General features: G+C 63.0%; 22 protein-coding genes. 4 read left to right on the top strand and 18 right to left on the bottom strand.

Annotated features, from left to right (window positions below):
- Positions 1-69: 69 nt before the first annotated feature.
- The 3 genes from JLK41_RS11395 to JLK41_RS11385 all read right to left on the bottom strand — a co-directional run bounded on the left by JLK41_RS11395 (position 70) and on the right by JLK41_RS11385 (position 2,314).
- Positions 70-1,317, bottom strand: coding sequence for an MFS transporter (locus JLK41_RS11395; protein ID WP_210391026.1), 1,248 nt, complete (start codon positions 1,315-1,317; stop codon positions 70-72).
- A 74-nt stretch (positions 1,318-1,391) separates the two neighbouring features.
- Entirely contained in the window at positions 1,392-1,838 is a 447-nt protein-coding gene (locus JLK41_RS11390) for a PaaI family thioesterase (RefSeq protein ID WP_037051907.1), read from the bottom strand.
- Positions 1,835-2,314, bottom strand: coding sequence for a PaaI family thioesterase (locus JLK41_RS11385; protein ID WP_037051900.1), 480 nt, complete (start codon positions 2,312-2,314; stop codon positions 1,835-1,837). The genes JLK41_RS11390 and JLK41_RS11385 overlap by 4 nt, the downstream gene beginning before the upstream one ends.
- Before the next feature lie 303 nt (positions 2,315-2,617).
- On the opposite strand from JLK41_RS11385, the gene JLK41_RS11380 reads away from it, so the two are divergent.
- A complete protein-coding gene (locus JLK41_RS11380) occupies positions 2,618-2,914 on the top strand; it encodes a hypothetical protein (protein ID WP_047588985.1) in 297 nt (98 codons plus the stop codon).
- A gap of 43 nt (positions 2,915-2,957) precedes the next feature.
- Here the strand turns inward: JLK41_RS11380 and JLK41_RS11375 are convergent, their stop codons facing one another.
- The 12 genes from JLK41_RS11375 to sdhC all read right to left on the bottom strand — a co-directional run bounded on the left by JLK41_RS11375 (position 2,958) and on the right by sdhC (position 17,241).
- A complete protein-coding gene (locus tag JLK41_RS11375; protein ID WP_037051896.1) occupies positions 2,958-3,353 on the bottom strand; it encodes an MAPEG family protein in 396 nt (131 codons plus the stop codon).
- On the bottom strand, positions 3,350-4,084 hold the full coding sequence (locus JLK41_RS11370; RefSeq protein WP_037051894.1) for a DUF599 domain-containing protein: 735 nt from the start codon (positions 4,082-4,084) through the stop codon (positions 3,350-3,352). The genes JLK41_RS11375 and JLK41_RS11370 overlap by 4 nt, the downstream gene beginning before the upstream one ends.
- A gap of 107 nt (positions 4,085-4,191) precedes the next feature.
- A complete protein-coding gene (gene brnQ, locus JLK41_RS11365; protein ID WP_152488614.1) occupies positions 4,192-5,505 on the bottom strand; it encodes a branched-chain amino acid transport system II carrier protein in 1,314 nt (437 codons plus the stop codon).
- Between the two features lie 328 nt (positions 5,506-5,833).
- On the bottom strand, positions 5,834-6,721 hold the full coding sequence (sucD, locus tag JLK41_RS11360) for a succinate--CoA ligase subunit alpha (protein ID WP_037051890.1): 888 nt from the start codon (positions 6,719-6,721) through the stop codon (positions 5,834-5,836).
- Positions 6,721-7,887, bottom strand: coding sequence for an ADP-forming succinate--CoA ligase subunit beta (sucC, locus tag JLK41_RS11355; RefSeq protein ID WP_037051889.1), 1,167 nt, complete (start codon positions 7,885-7,887; stop codon positions 6,721-6,723). The genes sucD and sucC overlap by 1 nt, the downstream gene beginning before the upstream one ends.
- Positions 7,888-8,129: 242 nt before the next feature.
- Entirely contained in the window at positions 8,130-9,566 is a 1,437-nt protein-coding gene (gene lpdA, locus JLK41_RS11350; protein WP_037051888.1) for a dihydrolipoyl dehydrogenase, read from the bottom strand.
- 66 nt (positions 9,567-9,632) lie between these two features.
- Positions 9,633-10,862 carry a 2-oxoglutarate dehydrogenase complex dihydrolipoyllysine-residue succinyltransferase gene (odhB, locus tag JLK41_RS11345; RefSeq protein WP_037051887.1) on the bottom strand — a complete coding sequence of 410 codons (1,230 nt, stop codon included), beginning with the start codon at positions 10,860-10,862 and terminating at the stop codon, positions 9,633-9,635.
- Between the two features lie 65 nt (positions 10,863-10,927).
- Positions 10,928-13,759 (bottom strand): 2-oxoglutarate dehydrogenase E1 component, encoded by a 2,832-nt coding sequence (locus JLK41_RS11340; RefSeq protein WP_037051886.1) that lies wholly within the window; start codon positions 13,757-13,759, stop codon positions 10,928-10,930.
- A gap of 250 nt (positions 13,760-14,009) precedes the next feature.
- A complete protein-coding gene (locus JLK41_RS11335; protein WP_037051885.1) occupies positions 14,010-14,717 on the bottom strand; it encodes a succinate dehydrogenase iron-sulfur subunit in 708 nt (235 codons plus the stop codon).
- A gap of 11 nt (positions 14,718-14,728) precedes the next feature.
- Positions 14,729-16,501 (bottom strand): succinate dehydrogenase flavoprotein subunit, encoded by a 1,773-nt coding sequence (sdhA, locus tag JLK41_RS11330; RefSeq protein ID WP_037051884.1) that lies wholly within the window; start codon positions 16,499-16,501, stop codon positions 14,729-14,731.
- Positions 16,502-16,504: 3 nt separating this feature from the next.
- Positions 16,505-16,873 carry a succinate dehydrogenase, hydrophobic membrane anchor protein gene (sdhD, locus tag JLK41_RS11325; RefSeq protein WP_037051883.1) on the bottom strand — a complete coding sequence of 123 codons (369 nt, stop codon included), beginning with the start codon at positions 16,871-16,873 and terminating at the stop codon, positions 16,505-16,507.
- Positions 16,867-17,241: a succinate dehydrogenase, cytochrome b556 subunit gene (gene sdhC / locus JLK41_RS11320; RefSeq protein ID WP_037051882.1), complete on the bottom strand. Its 375-nt coding sequence runs from the start codon at positions 17,239-17,241 to the stop codon at positions 16,867-16,869. Before sdhC ends, sdhD begins: the two co-directional genes overlap by 7 nt.
- Positions 17,242-17,603: 362 nt before the next feature.
- Here sdhC and gltA point away from each other — a divergent pair, with 362 nt between their 5' ends.
- Entirely contained in the window at positions 17,604-18,884 is a 1,281-nt protein-coding gene (gltA, locus tag JLK41_RS11315; protein ID WP_210391025.1) for a citrate synthase, read from the top strand.
- 57 nt (positions 18,885-18,941) lie between these two features.
- Here the strand turns inward: gltA and JLK41_RS11310 are convergent, their stop codons facing one another.
- The 3 genes from JLK41_RS11310 to JLK41_RS11300 all read right to left on the bottom strand — a co-directional run bounded on the left by JLK41_RS11310 (position 18,942) and on the right by JLK41_RS11300 (position 20,805).
- On the bottom strand, positions 18,942-19,541 hold the full coding sequence (locus JLK41_RS11310) for an START domain-containing protein (protein ID WP_210391024.1): 600 nt from the start codon (positions 19,539-19,541) through the stop codon (positions 18,942-18,944).
- A gap of 65 nt (positions 19,542-19,606) precedes the next feature.
- A complete protein-coding gene (locus tag JLK41_RS11305; protein WP_210391023.1) occupies positions 19,607-19,858 on the bottom strand; it encodes a YkgJ family cysteine cluster protein in 252 nt (83 codons plus the stop codon).
- A 74-nt stretch (positions 19,859-19,932) separates the two neighbouring features.
- Entirely contained in the window at positions 19,933-20,805 is an 873-nt protein-coding gene (locus tag JLK41_RS11300) for an NAD(P)-dependent oxidoreductase (protein ID WP_210391022.1), read from the bottom strand.
- A gap of 118 nt (positions 20,806-20,923) precedes the next feature.
- On the opposite strand from JLK41_RS11300, the gene JLK41_RS11295 reads away from it, so the two are divergent.
- Positions 20,924-21,472, top strand: coding sequence for a 3'-5' exonuclease (locus JLK41_RS11295; RefSeq protein ID WP_037051877.1), 549 nt, complete (start codon positions 20,924-20,926; stop codon positions 21,470-21,472).
- A 139-nt stretch (positions 21,473-21,611) separates the two neighbouring features.
- The gene (gene ppnP, locus JLK41_RS11290) at positions 21,612-21,893 is read left to right on the top strand and encodes a pyrimidine/purine nucleoside phosphorylase (protein WP_037051876.1); all 282 of its coding nucleotides are present in this window, start codon (positions 21,612-21,614) and stop codon (positions 21,891-21,893) included.
- Positions 21,894-21,931: the final 38 nt, after the last annotated feature.

The following is a 21,931-nucleotide window of genomic DNA, read 5'->3' as shown; positions in this document are numbered from 1 at the left end:
CTGCAGGACAGGAACCGCTATCGCGGCGGATGTCCTGCAGATGGGGGCAACCTGATGGATTTCAAGGGCCTAGGGTTCCAGCAGCTCCAGGTTGCCGATCTCCTGCGGTTTGAAGCTGAAGCTGGCCTGCCCGCCGCCGCTGCCCAGTTGCTGGCTGATGCGGATACTGCCGTCGTCGTCGACGCCGACGAAGCGCCCCTCCACGGTGCCCCCGCTGGCACGCTTGAGGCGCATGCTGAGGTTGCGGTACTGCTCCGGGTTGCGCTGCAGGCGTGCCAGGCTGAAGCGCTGACGACGATCGATACGCCGGCTGAGGCGCTCCTCCGTCGGGGTCGCCTCGGACGGCGGCGCGGCCTGCGCCACGGTGGCCTTGGGCAGCACCGGGAAATGGTCGCCTTCGACACTCCAGCCCTGGCTGGCGCTCTTGTGCAGGCGCAGCGCCAGGCGCTCGTCGCGCTGCTCGACCCGGGCCTCGACCTCCAGCTCCAGGCGGTCGCCGCCAAAGGTGAACGGCGGCAACTTCAGGTCATGCACATCGCGGCTGGCGAAGCGTCGTTGCAGGTAGTCCTGCAGGACATGGGCAACGGTGTCGCGCGAGTCGAAACGCCTGTCGACCTGACCATCGACATAGCGCAGACGGTCACGATAGAGCTCGACACGGCCACTCAGGCTGGTTTTGAAGCGCGGCGGCAGGACCAGGTGAAAGTCACCGACCAGACGATTCGGCGCCTGCGGCTGCAGATCCAGGTGCAGGGTGTAGCCTCGGCTCAGGCGCCGCGCCTCGGGCAGGTCCTGTTCCGGAAGCAGCCAGCTCAGTTCCACCTCGGGCAGATCGCCGCTGTCCTGTGGCAGAACGTCGATGCGCACGGGGCCCTCGACAGGCGGTGGCAAACGGATGCTCAGTTCGCGCAGGGCAAAGAAGTCGAGCCCCTCACGCAGGCTCAGCACGCCATCGATCAGCTCGCCCTGTTGCGGCCGAAATGCTTGGCCGTTGAGCTCGCCATCCAGGTCGATGGCCAGTTCAGCCGGTGCCTGGGCTTCGGGCTTCAGCCAGTCGAGGCGAACGATCGCGGCAAGCCGTTCGGCATCCTTGCTGGCGAGCAAGGTGAAACCGACCACCAGCGGGATCACTCCCAGGCCGATGAGCATCACGGCACTGCGCGCGCGCGCCCAATGGCGCACCACATAGATCAGGGTGAGCGGCGGTAGCAGGCTGCCCCACCCCCACAGCAGGCTCGTGGCGAAGGCCCGCATGACCAGCCAGACCAGACCGGCCAGCATCAACAGCAGACCACCGATTATCAGCAACGCATCCATCTACAGATTCCTTGTCATCATTTCGCTGCGCTACCGATCCGTTCCGTCATGCAAGCAATCACCTCGACAAGGGCTCAGGGCTCATCGACCTTGAAATGGGCACGGGCTGTGGCAATCGGCTCGGTCTGGCTGGTCTGCCAGGCATTGATCGCCACGTTGGCGACCCGTCGCCCCTGGCGCCAGACCTGGCACTGCGCATAGGTGTCACGATAATGGCCGGCGCGCAGGTAATCTATCGAGAAGTCGATGATTTTCGGCAAATGTGGAATTCCCATGAACATCAGCAGATGCAGCATGGCGGCATGCTCCATGAACCCGGCGATCACGCCGCCATGCAGCGCCGGCAGTACCGGGTTGCCGATGCAGTCACGATTGGCCGGCAGGCGAAAGACCATGTCATCGCCCAGGCGCAGGCACTCGATCCCCAGCAGCTTCGCGTAGGGGATCAGGCTGATCAGCGGGTCGTAGTCGTTCTGCTGGTGCGCGCGTGCGACCAGCTGCTCCAGGTTGAGCTCGCTCATGCCGCACCACCCTGCTGAATGTCTTGTTTCAGCTCTCCGCCGCCTTGCGCGGCCTTGCCCATGCGCATGAAGGCGCCGACCACGTGGGCGATGGGCTGCTCGGGGTCATCCTGATAGGCGTAGCCACGGGTGAAGATGACGTTGGGGGTCACGCGATAGCACTCGGCGAAACCGAACACATCCTTGCCCGGCTCGGCGGGATGCATGTAGTCGATGCGCAGGTCCAGCGTCGGGCAGATCTCGAACTCGGGCAGCACGCACACGGTGGAGATGCCGCAGGTGGTGTCCATCAGCGTGGTGATCGCCCCGCCATGGATGACGCCGGTATCCGGATTGCCGACGATGTGCGGCGCGTACGGCAGGCGCAGGGTCAGGCCCTTGCTGTCAGCGCGCTCGACCGCCATGCCGAGCACCTGACAATGACGCAATGCAGCAAGAAACCGCTGCGCGCGATCCTCAATCGACTGTTCACTCATCTCTCTACTCCCGACCGCACCAGCAGCAATGCCTGGGGCACTCCTGACGTCCGCATGCGTTGGACAATGGATCGCAGCTGCCAGACGCGTTTCCGGGCGGCGCCGGCGCGGTGCAACGGCCCGACACGCGCGCTGGCAGGCTGCAAAAAGGGCTGCGCATCATAGCGCCTCGAGGCGCTGCCTCACACCGGCGTCGTGCCAGCGAAACGAAAACGCAGGGAACTTGCGCAGTCGATCAAGGTTCAGAGTGGGTGTGCGCTCTTGGGGTCAACCCAGCCACCTATAACTCTCACACATGGAGTGATGACTGTGAACAAACCTCTGACTTATGCCCTTCTGCTTGCCACCGCCCTGGGTCTCGCCGCCTGCGAGAAAACCCCGGAAGACAAGATGGAGTCAGCCAAGGAGTCAGTCTCCGAAGCCATGGAGAATCTGGGCAATGCGGCCGAGGAAACCGGCGAAGCCATCGAGCAGAAAACCAACGAGGCCCTGGGCAACGAGCCCACCACCGGCGAGAAGATCGAGAATGCAGCCGACGACGCGGCCAACGCCCTCGAAGATGCCGGCAACAAGGCCAAGGACGTCGTGGACGGCGAGTAAGCCTCAGGCGCCTGCGAAAAGGCCCGCATTTTGCGGGCCTTTTTCATTTCAATGCCGGGCTGATCATCAGCAGCAGGCTGCACGCCAGGCCCACGACCCAGACCAGGCTGCGCTGCCAGTGCAGGTCCCACCAGTAGAGCAGCAGGTACAGCACACGACTGACGACGAAGGTCACCGCCAGCACGTCGACGAGCACGCCGTAGGTCTGGGTGACATGCGCCATCAACACGCCGACGGCGAACAGCGGGAAGGCCTCGATGCTGTTCAGGTGCCCGGCCAGCGCACGTGCGCCAAAGCCGGTGAGACGCGCCTGCTGCGCGCGCGGATGGTGGTTGTCGTAGCGACCACCACCCTCCTTGGCCATCGCCTTGGCGACCGGCGCCTTGGCGATGAAGATCAACAGGGCACTGATGAACACACACCAGAACGGCAGACTCATTCACTCTTCTCCTTGGCCACGTCCGTAGCCGGTGTTGGGGTATAGACCATCACTTCCAGTACATCCGAATGGAACTCGCGGCGGTAGAGGATCAGCACCACGCCGGTGGTCACCAGCATGAAGAACCAGGGGTTGATGAACCAGGCCAGCGTCGACATCCCGAAATAATAGGCACGCAGGCCGAAGTTGAACTGGTTCGCAGCCATCGAGATGACCCGCGCGGTGCGCTCGGCGAACGCCTTGCGCTCCTGCTCGGTGACATGGCGCTCCCCCACCATCGGCGCGGAACCGACCAGCACCGCTGCGAAGTTGTACTGACGCATGCACCAGCTGAAGGTGAAGAAGGCGTAGACGAAAATCACCCCCAGGCACAGCAGCTTGATCTCGGACAGGCCGCGGCTGGCCGGTTGCACGAAGGGAATGTCGGCCAGCAGCGAAAGGGCCCGGTCGGACGCGCCGAGCACGGTGAGGATACCGGCCAGGATGATCAGCGTGCTGGAGGCGAAGAACGACGCGTTGCGCTCCAGATTACCGATCACGTTGGCATCGGCAATGCGGTTCTCGCGCAACAGCATGCGGCGCATCCAGTCCTCGCGGTACAGGTGCAGCACGCTGGCGAGACAGGGCGTGGTCCGGCCCTTCCAGGACGCGTAGCGGGTGTAGCCGCCCCAGCACAGGACGAACCAGAGCACGGCGAGAAAGTGAGGCAGGTACGGGTAGCTGTCGAGCATGCCAACTCCTTGTATGACTGCCGCGGATTATAGCCAGAGCGCCAGGCGACTTGTTCGACAAAAAGAAGGCCGCCTCGTGGGCGGCCTTGCTTTGACGGCGACGCGCCTCAGGCAGTGGCGCCCTGGCGCAGACCGAGGATGCGGTCGAGCACCACGACCAGCGCCAGCGTGATCGCCACCGGCAGCAGCCAGCCCAGGCTCTGCCCTGCCAGCGGCAACTGGCCGAACCACGCCGGCACCTTGTCTGCCCACGGCGTCGCTGCGACGCCATCGGCCACGCCGAAGATCAGCGTCACCGCCATCACCGGCACGAAAACCAGGGACTGCGAGAGCCACAGGCGGTTGGCCAGGCTCAGAGCGACCAGCACGATCGCCAGCGGATAGAGGCCGACCAGCACCGGGATGGAGAAGCTGATCAGCTGGGTCAGGCCCTGGTTGGCCACGATCAGGCTGAACAGGCCGAAAACGATCACCACGCTGCGATACGACACCGGCAGCAGCTTGCTGAAGAACTCGCCGCAAGCGGTCAGCAGGCCGACGGCGGTGGTCAGGCAGGCCAGGGTGATGACCACTGCCAGCAGCAGGCTGCCGGTGGTACCGAAAGTGTGCTGGACGTAAGTGGTCAGGACCTGCACGCCGTTTTCCGCATCGCCGGCGATGCCCTGGCTGGTGGCGCCGAGGTAGAACAGCGCCAGGTACACCAGCGACAGGCCGATGGCGGCGATCACCCCGGCGACGATCGAGTAGCGGGTCACCAGGGCGCCGTCGGTGACACCACGGTCACGGATGGCACTGGCGATGACGATACCGAATACCAGGGCGCCAAGGGTGTCCATGGTCAGGTAGCCCTGGAGGAAACCCTGCACCAGGGGCGCCTCGCGATAGCTGTCGGCGACCACGCCGATCTCGCCAGCCGGTGCGAACAGCGCAGCACCGCCCAGTACCAGCAGTGCAGCCAGCAATACCGGGGTGATGAACTTGCCGATACGGTCGACCAGTTGCCCGGGGTTGAGCGAGAGGAACAGGACGGCAGCGAAATAGACCAAGGTGTAGATCAGCAGCGGCGTGCCCTCGTTGCCGGCGAACGGGGCGATGCCCATCTCGAACGACACCACCGCCGTGCGTGGCGTGGCGAACAACGGCCCGATGGCCAGGTACACCGCCACGGCCAGGATCGCACCGGCGACCTTGCCCAGCGGCGCGGTGAGCAGGTCCATGCCGCCGCCGACACGGGCCAGCGCCACGACGGTCAGCAGGGGCAGCCCGACACCGGTCAGGAGAAAGCCGACTGCGGCAGGCAGCAGGTTGGCCCCGGCAGCCAGGCCGGCGCTGGGCGGAAAGATGATGTTGCCGGCGCCAAGGAACAGCGCAAATGTCATGAAGCCAAGGGCCAGGAGATCCGAGCCTTTCAAACGAGTCATAGAGGGGAATACCACGGGCAGGAAATCGAAGAGTTGCGGGGGTTTCCTCAGGGATCAGGGAAACGTCGCCCGAGCGTTTTGGCTCGAACCACTGCTGGTATCGCCAGGCGCTTGTGGCGCCACGGACACGATAAGCCGCGCATACTAGCGAAAACCGCGCAGCAGCAGCACAGTTGCCGGACGAGCTGTCGAACTGGCGTAACTGCCTGTCGCCTCAGCAACAGTTACCGTGCATTTCCATGCGGCTGCTCACGCCGCGCCGCACCAGAGCGGGCAGAAAAACAAAAAGGCCACCCGAAGGTGGCCTTTTTGCGAGCATCAGGAACGCTTAGGCGTTCTTGACTTCCCAACCGGTCAGCTCGGCCAGGGCCTTGCCGATGTCAGCCAGGGAACGCACGGTTTTCACACCCGCGTCCTGCAGTGCAGCGAACTTCTCGTCTGCAGTGCCCTTGCCGCCGGAGATGATGGCGCCAGCGTGGCCCATGCGCTTGCCGGGAGGAGCGGTCACACCAGCGATGTAGGAAACTACAGGCTTGGTGACGTTGGCCTTGATGTAGGCAGCCGCTTCTTCTTCAGCCGAACCGCCGATCTCACCGATCATGACGATCGCTTCGGTCTTCGGATCTTCCTGGAACAGCTTCAGGATGTCGATGAAGTTGGAGCCCGGGATGGGGTCACCGCCGATGCCCACGCAGGTGGACTGGCCGAAACCGGCGTCGGTGGTCTGCTTGACGGCTTCATAGGTCAGGGTGCCGGAACGCGACACGATGCCTACCTTGCCTGGCAGGTGGATGTGACCCGGCATGATGCCGATCTTGCACTCGCCGGGAGTGATCACGCCCGGGCAGTTCGGGCCGATCAGGGTAATGCCCAGCTCGTCGCAGATGACTTTGGCATCCAGCATGTCCAGGGTAGGAATGCCTTCGGTGATGCAGACGATCAGCTTGATGCCGCCGAATGCAGCTTCCAGGATCGAGTCCTTGCAGAACGGAGCCGGAACGTAGATGACCGAAGCGTCGGCGCCGGTGGCTTCGACGGCTTCTTTCACAGTGTTGAACACTGGCAGGCCCAGGTGGGTAGTACCACCTTTGCCCGGAGTCACGCCGCCAACCATCTTGGTGCCGTAGGCGATGGCTTGTTCGGAGTGGAAAGTGCCCTGCGAGCCGGTGAAGCCCTGGCAGATGACTTTGGTGTCTTTATTGATCAGGACGCTCATTACTTGCCCTCCGCAGCTTTGACGACTTGCTGAGCAGCGTCGGTCAGGCTGGTTGCCGCGATGATGTTCAGGCCGCTTTCAGCCAGGACCTTGGCGCCCAGCTCGGCGTTGTTACCTTCCAGGCGGACGACCACCGGGATCTTCACGCCGACTTCTTTCACGGCGCCGATGATGCCTTCGGCAATCATGTCGCAACGAACGATACCGCCGAAGATGTTCACCAGAACGGCAGCAACGTTGCTGTCGGACAGGATGATCTTGAAGGCTTCGGTCACGCGCTCTTTGGTCGCGCCGCCACCTACGTCGAGGAAGTTGGCTGGCTTGCCGCCGTGCAGGTTGACGATGTCCATGGTACCCATGGCCAGGCCGGCACCGTTGACCATGCAGCCGATGTTGCCTTCCAGGGCCACGTAGTTCAGCTCGAAGCTGGCAGCGTGGGCTTCACGAGGATCGTCTTGCGACGGATCGTGGAAGGTCTTCAGCTTCGGCTGACGGTACATGGCGTTAGCGTCGATGTTGATCTTCGCGTCCAGGCAGTGCAGGTCGCCGTCGGCCTTGATGACCAGCGGGTTGACTTCCAGCAGAGCCAGATCGTGATCTTTGAACAGCTTGGCCAGACCTACGAAGATCTTGGCGAACTGAGCGACCTGCTTGCCTTCCAGGCCCAGCTGGAAAGCCAGCTCGCGACCCTGGTACGGCTGAGCGCCGACCAGCGGATCGACGGTGGCCTTGAGGATCTTCTCAGGGGTTTCGTGGGCCACTTTCTCGATGTCCACGCCACCTTCGGTGGACGCCATGAACACGATGCGACGGCTGGAGCGGTCCACTACAGCGCCCAGGTACAGTTCCTTGGCGATGTCGGTGCAGGATTCGACCAGGATTTTGCTGACCGGCTGACCATTGGCGTCAGTCTGGTAAGTCACCAGACGCTTGCCCAGCCAGTTGGCGGCGAAGGCTTTGGCGTCTTCCTTGCTCTTGACCAGTTTTACGCCACCGGCTTTACCGCGGCCACCGGCGTGGACCTGGGCCTTGACGACCCACTCGCTGCCACCGATTTTTTCGCAGGCTTCTGCGGCTTCTTCCGGGGTGTCTACCGCGAAGCCCTTGGATACAGGCAGGCCGTATTCAGCGAACAGCTGCTTACCCTGATACTCGTGAAGATTCATGCTTGTCTACCGTCTTCGTTTAGGTATTGCGCATTCGGCGCTGTACTTTTGATACCGCGCCACCTGTGACTGCCGAGGCAGTCCGCCGGGCATTCCGCTGCGAGTCGAGCTCGACGCGGGCCACCCGCCGTGGTTCTGCTTGCAAAAACCACCGCGACGATGAGGCGATTACGCGACGCCCCACCTACCACGGCGGCTTACAACAACTCGGGCGGCCGGCAGATGCCGACCACCTTTCACACTTAGCGCTTCTTGCGGTTGGCGATGTGGATCGCGCCACCGTTCACTGCCAGGGCCGCTTCGTGCAGCGCCTCGGACAGGGTCGGGTGCGAGAAGACCATCATGCCCAGGTCTTCGGCGCTGGTGCCGAATTCCATACCGATGGCGCCTTGCTGTACCAGCTCGGCAGCGCTTGGGCCGATCACGTGAACGCCCAGTACGCGGTCGGTGTTGGCATCGGCGATGACCTTGACCAGGCCGCCGGTGTCGTTGGCAGCCATGGCACGGCCGCTGGCAGCGAACGGGAAGGTACCGATGTTGATGGCAACGCCCTCACCTTTCAGCTGCTGCTCGGTCTTGCCGACCCATGCGATTTCCGGGTGGGTGTAGATGACCGACGGGATCAGGTCGTAGTTCATCTGCGCCTTGTGGCCGGCGATACGCTCGGCGACCATCACGCCCTCTTCCGAGGCCTTGTGCGCGAGCATGGCGCCACGCACCACGTCACCGATGGCGTAGACGCCCGGTACGCTGGTTTCGCACTGATCGTTGACGTAGATGAAGCCACGCTCGTCCAGGTCCACGCCGCTGTCGGCGGCCAGCAGATCGGTGGTCACCGGGCGACGGCCCACGGCCACGATCAGCTTGTCGAAGACCATCTTCTGCTCGCCGTTGGCGTCGGTGAAGCTGACGGTGACCTGCTTCTTCTTGACTTCCGAACCGGTGACGCGAGCGCCCAGGCGGATGTCCAGACCCTGCTTGGTCAGGGTCTTCTGGGCTTCCTTGGCGATCTGCTCGTCAGCAGCGGCGAGGAACTTGTCCATCGCTTCCAGCACGGTGACTTCGGAACCCAGACGGGCCCATACCGAGCCCAGCTCCAGACCGATCACGCCAGCGCCGATGACGCCCAGCTTCTTCGGTACGCTCTGGAATTCCAGGGCGCCGGTAGAGTCGACGATGACGTCCTGATCGACCGGAGCCGGCGGAATCTCGACCGGCTTGGAGCCGGAAGCGATGATCACGTGAGCGCCTTCGACCACCTGGGTCTTGCCGTCGGTGCCGGTCACTTCGACCTGCTTGCCAGCCAGCAGCTTGCCGTGGCCTTCCAGCAGGGTCACGCCGTTGGCCTTGAACAGCGAGGCGATACCACCGGTCAGGTTCTTAACGATGGTGGCCTTGCGCCCGATCATCGCCGGAACGTCGATGGTCACGCCCTTGGCTTCGATGCCGTGAACGGCGAAACCTTCCTTCGCTTCGTGGTACTTCCAGGAGCTGTCCAGCAGCGCCTTGGAGGGGATGCAGCCGACGTTCAGGCAGGTGCCGCCGAGGGCGGTCTTGCCGTCCTTGCCCTGATATTTTTCGATACAGGCGGTCTTCAGACCGAGTTGCGCTGCTTTGATGGCGGCAACATAGCCACCAGGGCCGGCACCGATGACTACCACGTCGAATTTCTGGGTCATAACGTATTCCTTCTCGAATAAACCGGACGGCCCTGTAAACAGGGCCGCCGTGGAGGAGACTGGCTTTTAGATGTCCAGCAGCAGGCGAGCCGGGTCTTCAAGCAAGTTCTTGATGGTCACCAGGAAGGTCACGGCTTCCTTACCATCGATCAGGCGGTGGTCGTAAGACAGCGCCAGATACATCATCGGGCGGATCACCACCTGGCCGTTGATCGCCATCGGACGCTGGATGATGTTGTGCATACCCAGGATGGCGGCCTGCGGCGGGTTGACGATCGGAGTCGACATCATCGAACCGAAGGTACCACCGTTGGTGATGGTGAAGGTGCCGCCGGTCATTTCTTCGATCGCCAGCTTGCCGTCACGGGCCTTCTTGCCGAAGGTGGCAATGCCGTTCTCGATTTCAGCCAGGCTCATCAGCTCGGCGTTGCGCAGAACCGGGACCACCAGGCCACGGTCGCTGGATACGGCGACGCCGACGTCGGCATAGCCGTGGTAAACGATGTCGTTGCCGTCGATCGAGGCGTTGACCGCCGGGAAGCGTTTCAGCGCCTCGGTAGCCGCCTTGACGAAGAACGACATGAAGCCCAGGCGTACGCCGTTGTGGGACTTCTCGAACAGGTCCTTGTACTTCGAACGCAGCGCCATGACTTCGGTCATGTCGACTTCGTTGAAGGTGGTCAGCATGGCCATGGAGGACTGCGCCTCGACCAGACGCTCGGCGATCTTGGCGCGCAGGCGGGTCATCGGTACGCGCTTCTCGGTACGGTCGCCAGTGGCGACTACCGGAGCAGCAGCGGCCGGAGCGGCAGCCGGCTTGGCAGCAGCGGCCGGCGCGTTCTTCTTGGCTTCGACGGCGGCGACCACGTCTTCCTTGGTCACGCGGCCACCCTTGCCGGTGCCGGCGATGCTGTTCGGGTCGATGCCGTTCTCTTCGGCCAGCTTGCGCGCAGCCGGGGACAGGATCGCATCGTCACCGCCAGCAGCGGCCGGAGCAGCAGCCTGGGCAGGCGCAGCGGCAGCGGCCGGAGCGGCAGCCGGAGCAGCGGCGGCAGCGCCACCTTCGGTCAGTTTGCCCAGCAGCTCGTTGGACAGAACGGTGTCGCCTTCGTTCTTGATGACTTCAGCCAGGACACCATCGGCCTCGGCCAGGACTTCGATCACCACCTTGTCGGTTTCGATGTCGACGATCAGCTCATCGCGCTTGACCGCTTCGCCCGGCTTCTTGTGCCAGGTGGCCACGGTGCCGTCGGCAACCGATTCCGGGAAGGTTGGGGCTTTGATCTCGATAGCCATTGTATGCGTTTCCTTAAATTCGGTTTTACCGCCAGGTGGCACCTGCCACCTGGCGGATGAAGGCGTTAAACAGTAAAGGCGTCCTGCAGCAGTTTTTCCTGCTGCTCGGCGTGCATCGAGGCATAACCGCAAGCCGGCGCTGCCGACGCATCACGACCGGCGTACTCGAGGAACAGGGCCTTCTTGTGCGCAGTGGCGACGCGACGCATGTGGTGCTGACTGCAGTACCAGGCGCCCTGGTTCATCGGTTCTTCCTGACACCAGACGATGTGCTTGAGGTTCTTGTACGGTGCCAGCGCCTCGGCCAGGTCCTCTTCCGGGAACGGGTAGAGCTGCTCGATACGCACGATGGCGATATCTTCGCGGCCCTCGGCACGACGCTTCTCCAGCAGGTCGTAGTAGACCTTGCCGCTGCACAGGACCAGACGCTCGACCTTCTTCGGATCCAGCCCATCGATCTCGCCGATGACGGTCTGGAAGGAGCCTTCGGCCAGATCGTCCAGGGTCGAGATGGCCAGCTTGTGGCGCAGCAGCGACTTCGGCGTCAGCACCACCAGCGGCTTGCGCAGCGGACGGATCACCTGGCGACGCAGCATGTGGTAGACCTGTGCCGGGGTGGTCGGTACGCAGACCTGCATGTTGTGCTCGGCGCACAGCTGCAGGTAACGCTCCAGACGCGCCGAGCTGTGCTCAGGCCCCTGCCCTTCGTAACCATGCGGCAGCAGGACGGTCAGGCCGCAGAGACGACCCCACTTGTGCTCGCCACTGGAGATGAACTGGTCGAACACCACCTGGGCACCGTTGGCGAAGTCGCCGAACTGGGCTTCCCAGATCACCAGCGCGTTCGGCGTGGTGGTGGCGTAGCCGTATTCGAAGGCCAGTACGGCTTCCTCGGAGAGGTAGGAGTCGTACAGCTCGAACTTCGGCTGACCGTCGTACAGGTTCTTCAGCGGAACATAGGTCGCGGCGTCCTTCTGGTTGTGCAGCACCGCGTGGCGGTGCGAGAAGGTGCCACGGCCGATGTCCTGGCCGGTCATGCGGATCGGGTGACCTTCGACCAGCAGCGTGGCGTAGGCCATGGTCTCGGCGAAGCCCCAGTTGATCGGCAGGCCACCGGCGCCCATCTTCTGGCGATCCTCGAGAATCTTCGCGACCTGACGCTGGACGACGAAGCCTTCCGGGATTTCCAGCAGCTTGGAGGACAGATCCTGCAGGGTCTTGAGGTCGAAACGCGTGTCGTGACGCGCGGTCCAGGCGTGGCCCAGGTACGGACGCCAGTCGACGAACAGTTCCTTGTTGGGCTCCTTGACCAGGCTCTTGACCACGTGCTGACCGTTGTCCAGCGCGGTGCGGTACTCGTCGATCTTGGCCTGCACGTCGTCGTTGCTCTGCACGCCGGCCGCAATCAGGGCATCCGCGTACAGCTCACGGGTGGTGCGCTGCTTGGAGATCTGCTGGTACATCAGCGGCTGGGTGCCGTTCGGCTCGTCGGCCTCGTTGTGACCACGGCGGCGGTAGCAGACCAGGTCGATGACCACGTCACGCTTGTACTGCATGCGGTAATCGACGGCCAGCTGGGTAACGAACAGCACCGCTTCCGGATCATCGCCGTTCACGTGGAAGATCGGCGCCTGGATCATCTTGGCCACGTCGGTAGCGTACTCGGTGGAGCGCGCATCCAGCGGGTTGCTGATGGTGAAGCCGACCTGGTTGTTGATCACGATGTGGATGGTGCCGCCAGTCTTGTAGCCGCGGGTCTGCGACATCTGGAAGGTTTCCATGACCACGCCCTGACCGGCGAAAGCCGCGTCGCCGTGGATGGAGATCGGCAGGACCTTCTCACCACCGGCATCGCTGCGGCGATCCTGACGGGCACGTACCGAGCCCTCGACCACCGGGGAAACGATTTCCAGGTGCGAGGGGTTGAATGCCAGCGCCAGGTGCACTTCGCCACCCTGGGTCATCACGTTGGACGAGAAACCCTGGTGGTACTTGACGTCACCGGAGGACAGGCCTTCGGTCTTCTTGCCTTCGAACTCGTCGAACAGGTCGCGCGGGTTCTTGCCGAAGGTGTTGACCAGTACGTTCAGACGGCCACGGTGGGCCATGCCGATGACGATTTCCTTGGTGCCATAGGAACCGGAGCGCTGGATGATCTCATCCAGCAGCGGGATCAGGCTCTCGCCACCTTCCAGGCCGAAGCGCTTGGTGCCCGGGTACTTGGTGCCCAGGTACTTCTCCAGGCCTTCGGCAGCGGTGACGCGTTCGAGCACGTGCGCCTGAACCTCGGCGGAAAACTGCGGGCGACCGCGTACGCTTTCCAGGCGCTGGGCGAACCAGTTGCGCTGACCGGAATCGACGATGTGGGTGAACTCGGCCCCGATGGTGCGACAATATGTCTGCTGCAGCGCATCGCGGATTTCGCGTAGCGTTGCTTCTTCTTTGCCGATGTACAGTTCGCCAGTACGGAACGTGGTATCCAGATCCGCATCGGTCAGACCGTAGTGATTGATCGACAGATCAGACGGCGCAGTGCGCACCCACAGACCCAGAGGGTCGAGCTGGGCGGCCTGATGGCCACGCATGCGGTAGGCCTGGATCAGACGCAGCACTTCCACCTGCTTTTTCTCGTGCTCGCTGCTGACGGCCCCGGCGGAAACCGGCTGGGCACGACGCGAATTCTTGGCGAGCAGGACGAAATGATCGCGAATGGTCGAATGCGATACGTCCGTTGCAGCGCTGCCGTCGGTCGGCAACTTCTGGAAGTAAGTGCGCCACTCTTCTGGCACAGCGTTGGGATCGTGCAGGTAGAGCTCGTAGAGCTCTTCCACGTAGGCAGCGTTGCCACCGGATAGGTGGGCACTGTCCCACATGCGCTGCATCACGCTTTCTTGCATGCTTGGTCACCCTCGGTAAGGGGACACCACCGGCGTGAAAACCGCATGGTCCGATCAGAAGTCATGATGCTGCGACTCGGATACAGCCACTTGGGTTCCCGCAGATAGCCCGGGTACCAGCCCGGATGCCCCTGCTGGTCGTCATGTTTTTCGAGTATGAACCGCGGCTTTGTGGGCTGCGGTTCTGGCTTTTGCTGCGAAACCGACCGGAGTCGGTCCCGCAGGTGTTACAGGTATAGCAACTTGCGAATCAGGTACCGCTCTGCAGCAGCATGTTGCGCACGTGACCGATGGCCTTGGTCGGGTTCAGGCCTTTCGGACAAACGTTGACGCAGTTCATGATGCCGCGGCAGCGGAACACGCTGAACGGATCATCCAGGGACGCCAGACGCTCGGAGGTCTTGGTGTCGCGGCTGTCGGCCAGGAAACGATAGGCCTGCAGCAGCGCAGCGGGACCGAGGAACTTGTCCGGATTCCACCAGAACGACGGGCAGCTGGTCGAGCAGCAAGCGCACAGGATGCACTCGTACAGACCGTCGAGCTTCTCACGCTCTTCCGGCGACTGCAGACGCTCGATGGCCGGAGCCGGCGTGTCGTTCTGCAGGAACGGCTGCACTTTCTCGTACTGCTTGTAGAAGATGCTCATGTCGACGACCAGGTCACGAATGACCGGCAGCCCCGGCAGCGGACGGATCACCAGCTTGCCACCCTTCAGCCCCGCTGCGGACAGCGGAGTGATGCAGGCCAGACCGTTCTTGCCGTTGATGTTCATGCCGTCGGAGCCGCACACGCCTTCACGGCAGGAACGACGATAGGAGAAACCCTCGTCCTGTTCCTTGATCAGCGCCAGCACGTCCAGGACCATGATGTCCTTGCCGTTGGTGTCGATCTGGAAGTCCTGCATGAACGGAGCAGCGTCTTTCTCCGGGTTGTAGCGATAAACACTGACTTGCAACATATCAGTCACCCTTAATAAGTCCGAACCTTGGGTTCAAACGCCGGAACGGTCTTCGGCGCGAAGTTCACGTCACGCTTGGCTACGCGCTTCTCACCCGGGAAGTACAGGGAGTGGCACAGCCAGTTCTGATCGTCGCGCTCTTCGAAGTCTTCACGAGCGTGGGCACCACGGGACTCCTTGCGAGCCTCGGCGGCAACCGCAGTCGCTTCGGCAACTTCGAGCAGGTTTTGCAGTTCCAGCGCCTCGATACGCGCAGTGTTGAACGCCTGGCTCTTGTCGGAGATCTTCACCGTCGCGATACGCTCGCGCAGGTCGGCCAGTTGTTGGATGCCCTTCTGCATGTATTCGCCGGTACGGAATACACCGAAGTAGTTCTGCATGCACTGTTGCAGCTCGCGCTTGAGCGGCGCGACCTCTTCACCGGTGCTGCGCTCGTTGACGCCGGCCAGACGGGCCAGCGACTGCTCGATGTCGGTTTCGCTGGCGCCACGCACCTCGACACCTTCCTTGAGCGCTTTTTCCAGGTGCAGGCCAGCCGCGCGGCCAAATACCACCAGGTCGAGCAGCGAGTTGCCGCCCAGACGGTTGGCACCGTGCACCGATACGCAGGCGACCTCGCCCACGGCGAACAGACCTTCGATGATGGTGTCCTTGCCGTTGGCGTCCTGAGTGATGGCCTGGCCATGGATGTTGGTGGCCACGCCGCCCATCATGTAGTGGCAGGTCGGGATCACCGGAACCGGGGCAACGACCGGGTCGACGTGCGCGAAGGTCTTGGACAGTTCGCAGATGCCCGGCAGACGGCTGTGCAGCACTTCTTCGCCGAGGTGATCGAGTTTCAGCAGTACGTGGTCCTTGTTCGGGCCCACACCGTTGCCGGCGATCACTTCCTTGACCATGGAACGGGCGACGACGTCACGACCAGCGAGGTCCTTGGCGTTCGGCGCATAGCGCTCCATGAAGCGCTCGCCATGGGCGTTGATCAGGTAACCACCCTCACCACGGCAGCCTTCGGTGACCAGTACACCAGCGCCGGCGATACCGGTCGGGTGGAACTGCCACATTTCGATGTCCTGCACCGGCACACCGGCACGCAGGGCCATGCCCACGCCGTCACCGGTGTTGATCAGGGCGTTGGTGGTGGAGGCGTAGATACGGCCAGCACCGCCAGTGGCCAGGACCACGGCCTTGGAGCGGATGTATACGGTCTCGCCGGTCTCGATGCAGATGGCGATGATGCCGACGATGGCGCCATCCTGGTTCTTCACCAGGTCGACGGCGTACCACTCGTTGAGGAACGAGGTGCCAGCCTTCAGGTTGGCCTGGTACAGGGTGTGCAGCAGCGCGTGACCGGTACGGTCGGCAGCGGCGCAGGTACGAGCAGCCTGGGTCGGATTGTCCGGCCCCTTGGACTGACCACCGAACGGACGCTGGTAGATGCGGCCCTGTTCGGTACGGGAGAACGGCAGACCCATGTGCTCGAGCTCGAACACGGCTTCCGGACCAACGGAGCACATGTATTCGATGGCGTCCTGGTCACCGATGTAGTCGGAGCCCTTGACGGTGTCGTACATGTGCCAGCGCCAATCGTCATTCGGGTCGGCCGAAGCGATGGCGCAGGTGATGCCACCCTGGGCGGAAACGGTGTGCGAGCGAGTCGGGAACACCTTGGTGACCACGGCAGTCTTGTGACCACCCTGGGCCAGTTGCAGCGCAGCACGCATGCCGGCGCCGCCGCCACCTACGATGATGGCGTCATAGGAAAGAGTACGGATGCTAGACATGAATCAGAAACCCCACAGAATCTGCACGCCCCAGACGAACATCGCGAACATGGCGATGCCACACACGGCCTGGAACAGGAAACGCACACCAGTCGCCCACTTGCCCAGCGCCATCGGCGTCAGGTAGTCGGTGGAAATGGTCCACATGCCGACCCAGGCGTGCACGCTCAGTGCAACCAGTGCCAGCAGGCTGAAGATGCGCATCGCGGTACTGGAGAACAGGCCGTGCCATTCGGCGTAGCCCATGCCCGGATTGCAGATCACATAGCCCAGCAGGAACAGCGTGTAAGCCGCGAGAACGACCGCAGAAACGCGCTGAGCCATCCAGTCATAGAGGCCCGAACGCGAGAAGTTCGTGACATTAGTTACCATATCCATACCCCCAGCAGCACGATCACGACCGCAGCAACGGCGATGACGATTTTCGAGCCCAGCTTGCCGCCTTCCAGCGTCTCACCGATGCCCATGTCCATGATCAAGTGGCGCACACCGGCCACCAGGTGGTACAGCAGAGCGGACAGAAGACCCCAGATCACGAACTTGGCCAGCGGGCTGGTCAGGCATTCTTTCACCTGGGCGAAGCCCTCTTCGGACGCCAGCGACTTGTCGAGGCCGAACAGCAGAATGGCGATACCGACAAAGAGGATGACACCGGAGATACGGTGAAGAATGGACGTGTAAGCGGTGATTGGGAGCTTGATAGTCCTAAGGTCTAGGTTTACAGGTCGTTGGCTATTCACGGCTTTTTATCACACTGAGAGCCCCTAAACTTCAGGGCAAAGTTGTTGGGAAGTGCACTGGTCAGGTACCCATCACCCAAGGAGTGACGACCGCCATGATATGGCCGCAAAGCCCCTGGCGGTCGGGCGCAGAGTATAGACAGTTAGCAGACTAATGACAATGCAATGGCCTACCCCAAAAAGCGCATTGCAGCCTGCAAACAAATGGCGTAAATAGCGGCCTTTTTTCGCTGAAAATCCCGCCCAAACCCTTCTACTGCCTGGGTTCTCGCAAATTGACTTTCGAATTTATCCCACTATAGTGGTGCGGGCCCTGCGTGGGGGGCCGTCTGATGATTTCAAGCATAACTAGGAGGCCACATATGGCTGACAAAAAAGCGCAGTTGATCATCGAGGGCAATGCCCCCGTCGAACTGCCCGTTCTGACCGGCACTGTTGGTCCCGATGTAATCGATGTGCGGAGCCTGACCGCCACGGGTCGGTTCACATTTGATCCTGGTTTCATGTCGACCGCCTCTTGCGAGTCGAAGATCACCTATATCGACGGCGACAAAGGGATTCTGCTGCACCGCGGCTACCCCATCGAACAGCTCGCCGAGCAATCCGACTACCTGGAAACCTGCTACCTGCTGCTCAACGGCGAACTGCCGAGCAAGGAAGAGAAAGCCAAGTTCGTCAGCACCATCAAGAACCACACCATGGTTCACGAGCAGCTGAAGACCTTCTTCAACGGTTTCCGCCGTGACGCCCACCCGATGGCCATCATGTGTGGCGTGGTCGGCGCCCTGTCCGCCTTCTATCACGACTCGCTGGACATCAAGAACCCGCAGCACCGTGAAGTATCCGCCATGCGCCTGGTCGCCAAGATGCCGACCATCGCCGCGATGACCTACAAGTACTCCATGGGCCAGCCCATGATGTACCCGCGTAACGACCTGAACTACGCGGAAAACTTCCTGCACATGATGTTCAACACCCCGTGCGAGATCAAACCGATCAGCCCGGTGCTGGCCAAGGCGATGGACAAGATCTTCATCCTTCACGCCGATCACGAGCAGAATGCCTCCACCTCCACCGTACGCCTGGCGGGCTCCTCGGGCGCCAACCCGTTCGCCTGTATCGCAGCCGGCATCGCCGCGCTCTGGGGCCCGGCTCACGGCGGCGCCAACGAAGCCGTGCTGACCATGCTCGACGAGATCGGCAGCGTGGACAACATCGAGAAGTTCGTGGCCAAGGCCAAGGACAAGGATGACCCGTTCAAGCTGATGGGCTTCGGCCACCGCGTGTACAAGAACTTCGACCCGCGCGCCAAGGTCATGAAGCAGACCTGCGACGAGGTTCTGGCGGAGCTGGGCATCAACGATCCGCAGCTGGAGCTGGCCATGAAGCTGGAAGAGATCGCGCGCAACGATCCTTACTTCAAGGAGCGCAACCTCTACCCGAACGTGGACTTCTACTCGGGCATCATCCTCAAGGCCATCGGCATTCCGACCTCCATGTTCACCGTGATCTTCGCCCTGGCACGTACCGTGGGCTGGATCTCGCACTGGAAGGAAATGCTCTCCGGTCCGTACAAGATCGGCCGTCCGCGCCAGCTGTACACCGGCTACGAGCAGCGCGACCTGCCCGCCGACCGCGACTGATCGATCGCTGCACGACAAGAAAGGCTGCCATCCGGCAGCCTTTTTCATTCCCGCCTGTCAGCGCCCCTCGACCCGGGCACGCAAGCCCTGCAGGGTCTGCAACGGCGCGTCGACGACGAAGCTGTTGGCCAGCCACGAAGGCACGCTCCCGCCCGGCTCGGTATGCACCTCGTAGGTCACCTCTACCCTGCCCTCGCCCATTGGCTGCAGGTGCCACTGGCCGTCTACCCGCTGCACCCGCACGAAATCATCGTTTTCCGGCAGGCGCTGCGGCACCGCCTCCAGCACCCGCGTGACAGTGCCATCGGCCTCCGTGCGCGTCGTGACCTCGATCACCGAGTCGCGCGCCTTGACCGGCCAGGGCATGTCGAAGCGCGTGTACACCTCGCTCACCTCGCCCTCGTGCTCGAGCAGGCGTTGCTGCTGGCAACTGAATATCCAGGCACAGGAGCCGGCGACATCCTCCTGGGCGGCCTGCACGGCGGCCAGATCCCCCTTGATCGTCACCACGCCGCGATAGGCCTTGTACTTGGAACCCGGCACGTCGGCCAGATAGACGCGCACGCCATCCTCCTCACGCTCCAGCTGCCATTGCCTTTCGGCAGCCTGGGCAGCGCTTGCACACAGCATCACGGCCAACACGGACATACGGATCATCTTGGAACCTGCTCTCTGGGTAGTGTTTGCGTTTCGACCGCAGCAAGGGGAAACGGGTTCAGCCGTCAGACCGTCGCCTGCTCCAGCCAGCCGAGCATGCGAATGGCGCTGTCGCGACTGTCGCCGCAAAGCTCGACCTCGGCCTTGAACGCCAAGCAGACGGGCGGCCGCTCCGGTTTGCCGAACAGGGCACAGAGCGCATCGACGGACAGATGAATGCAGCGCACACCCGCCGGCTTGCCGTCGGGCATGCCAGGGATGGGCGAACTGATGGAGGGCGCGACGCAACAGGCGCCACAGCCGGCACGGCATTCCATGGGGAACCTCGACGAGGCAGAACGAACGGCGCGATGCTAATAAGCCGCGCGCCGTCAGTCGAGGGCTTTCGTGATCAGCGGTTACGCTGCAGGCGCGCCAGCAGGCTGGAGGTATCCCAGCGTCCACCGCCCATGGCCTGGACGTCGGCGTAGAACTGATCGACCAGCGCCGTCACCGGCAACTGCGCACCGTTGCGGCGCGACTCCTCGAGCAGGATCGACAGGTCCTTGCGCATCCAGTCGACGGCGAAGCCGAAGTCGAATTCCCCGGCCAGCATGGTCTTGTAGCGGTTCTCCATCTGCCAGGACTGCGCGGCGCCCTTGCTGATCACATCGACCACCGCCTGACCATCGAGCCCGGCGCACTGCGCGAAGTTCAGCGCCTCGGCCAGGCCCTGCACCAGGCCGGCAATGCAGATCTGGTTGACCATCTTGCTCAGCTGCCCGCTGCCCGCAGGCCCCATCAGGCGCATCATCCGCGCGTAACTCTGGATCACCGGTTCGGCCACCGCATAGGTCTCCGCCTCGCCGCCCACCATGACCGTCAGCACGCCGTTGACCGCCCCCGCCTGGCCACCGGAGACTGGCGCATCGAGAAAGCCCAGCCCGCTCTCGGCGGCCATGCTCGCCAGCTCGCGGGCGACATCGGCGGATGCCGTGGTGTGGTCGACCAGGATCGCCCCCGGCGACATCCCGGCGAAGGCGCCCTGCTCGCCCAGGATCACGCTGCGCAGATCGTCGTCGTTGCCCACGCAGCACATCACCAGCTCGGCGCCCTGCGCGGCCTCGCGCGGCGTCGGCGCCGCACTGCCGGCGTACTCGCCGAGCCACTGCTCGGCCTTGCCCGGCGAGCGGTTGTACACCGTCACCTGGTGACCGTTGCGGGCGAGATGCCCGGCCATCGGATACCCCATCACGCCCAAGCCGATAAACGCGACCTTAGCCATAGCAACCTCCTGCGGACATAGGCGGCAGAGCCTAACACGACGTTTGCCCTCGCCGGAAAGCCCTTCCATACTGCCAGCGGACCCGCTCGAACCGGGCATCGGACGCTAAGGAGTGCCAATGGGACATTGGTTGGTCATCGACCTGGAAGCCACGACCGACGAAGGCGGCTGGCCGGTGGAAGAAATGGAAATCATCGAGATCGGTGCCAGCCTGGTCGGAGCGGACGGCCATGAACGCGACCACTTCCAGCGCATCGTCAGGCCGCAACGACGCCCCTGCCTGACCGATTTCTGCCGTCAGCTCACCCACATCACCCAGGCGGACGTCGACAGCGCGGCGCCACTGCCCCAGGTCTGGGCGCAGTTCGAGCGCTGGCTGACGCAGCATGCGCCGCGCCTGGTCGGCTGGAGCAGCTGGGGCGATTACGACCGCCGCCAGCTGCACCAGGAGTGGCGCCAGCACCAACTCCTCAGCCTGCTCGCCGATGTGCCCCACCTGAACCTCAAGCAGGCCTTCGCCAAGGCTCGCCAGCTGCAGCGCCCGGTAGGCCTGCACAGCGCCCTGCAACTGGCCGGCATGCAGTTTCAGGGGCAGCAGCACCGTGCGCTCGAGGATGCCCGCAACACCGCTCGCCTGCTGCCGCTGGTACTGCCCATCAAAGGGTGATGACGAAAAAAAGGCGCTTGGGCATACTGGCGCCCCTTTTATGGCCATGCCCGCCGTGGCGGCCTGCCTTCGGGGCGGCGCCAGGCGACGTTGCAAATGGCTCCCAGCAGTTTGTCCACCCACTTCCGAGGAATCGCAGATGTTCAAGGTCAACGAGTACTTCGACGGCACCGTCAAATCCATCGGCTTCAGCATGGCTGAAGGCCCGGCCACCCTCGGCGTCATGGCCCCGGGCGAATACGAGTTCGGCACCAGCCAGCTGGAAGTGATGCACGTCGTGGCCGGCGCCCTGACCGTCAAGCTGCCGGGCACTGACAGCTGGACCACCTTCGAGGCCGGCAGCCAGTTCACCGTCGAGGCCAACAGCAAGTTCCAGCTGAAGGTCGCCGTGGATACCGCGTACCTCTGCGAATACCGCTAAGCCGCAAGCCTCATGAAGAACCGGCCCCTGCGGCCGGT

This window comes from Ectopseudomonas khazarica (assembly GCF_017915135.1).
Taxonomy (GTDB): domain Bacteria; phylum Pseudomonadota; class Gammaproteobacteria; order Pseudomonadales; family Pseudomonadaceae; genus Aquipseudomonas; species Aquipseudomonas khazarica.
The sequence above is the reverse complement of the archived record's forward strand: the minus strand, read 5'-3'. Positions and strand labels throughout refer to the sequence as shown.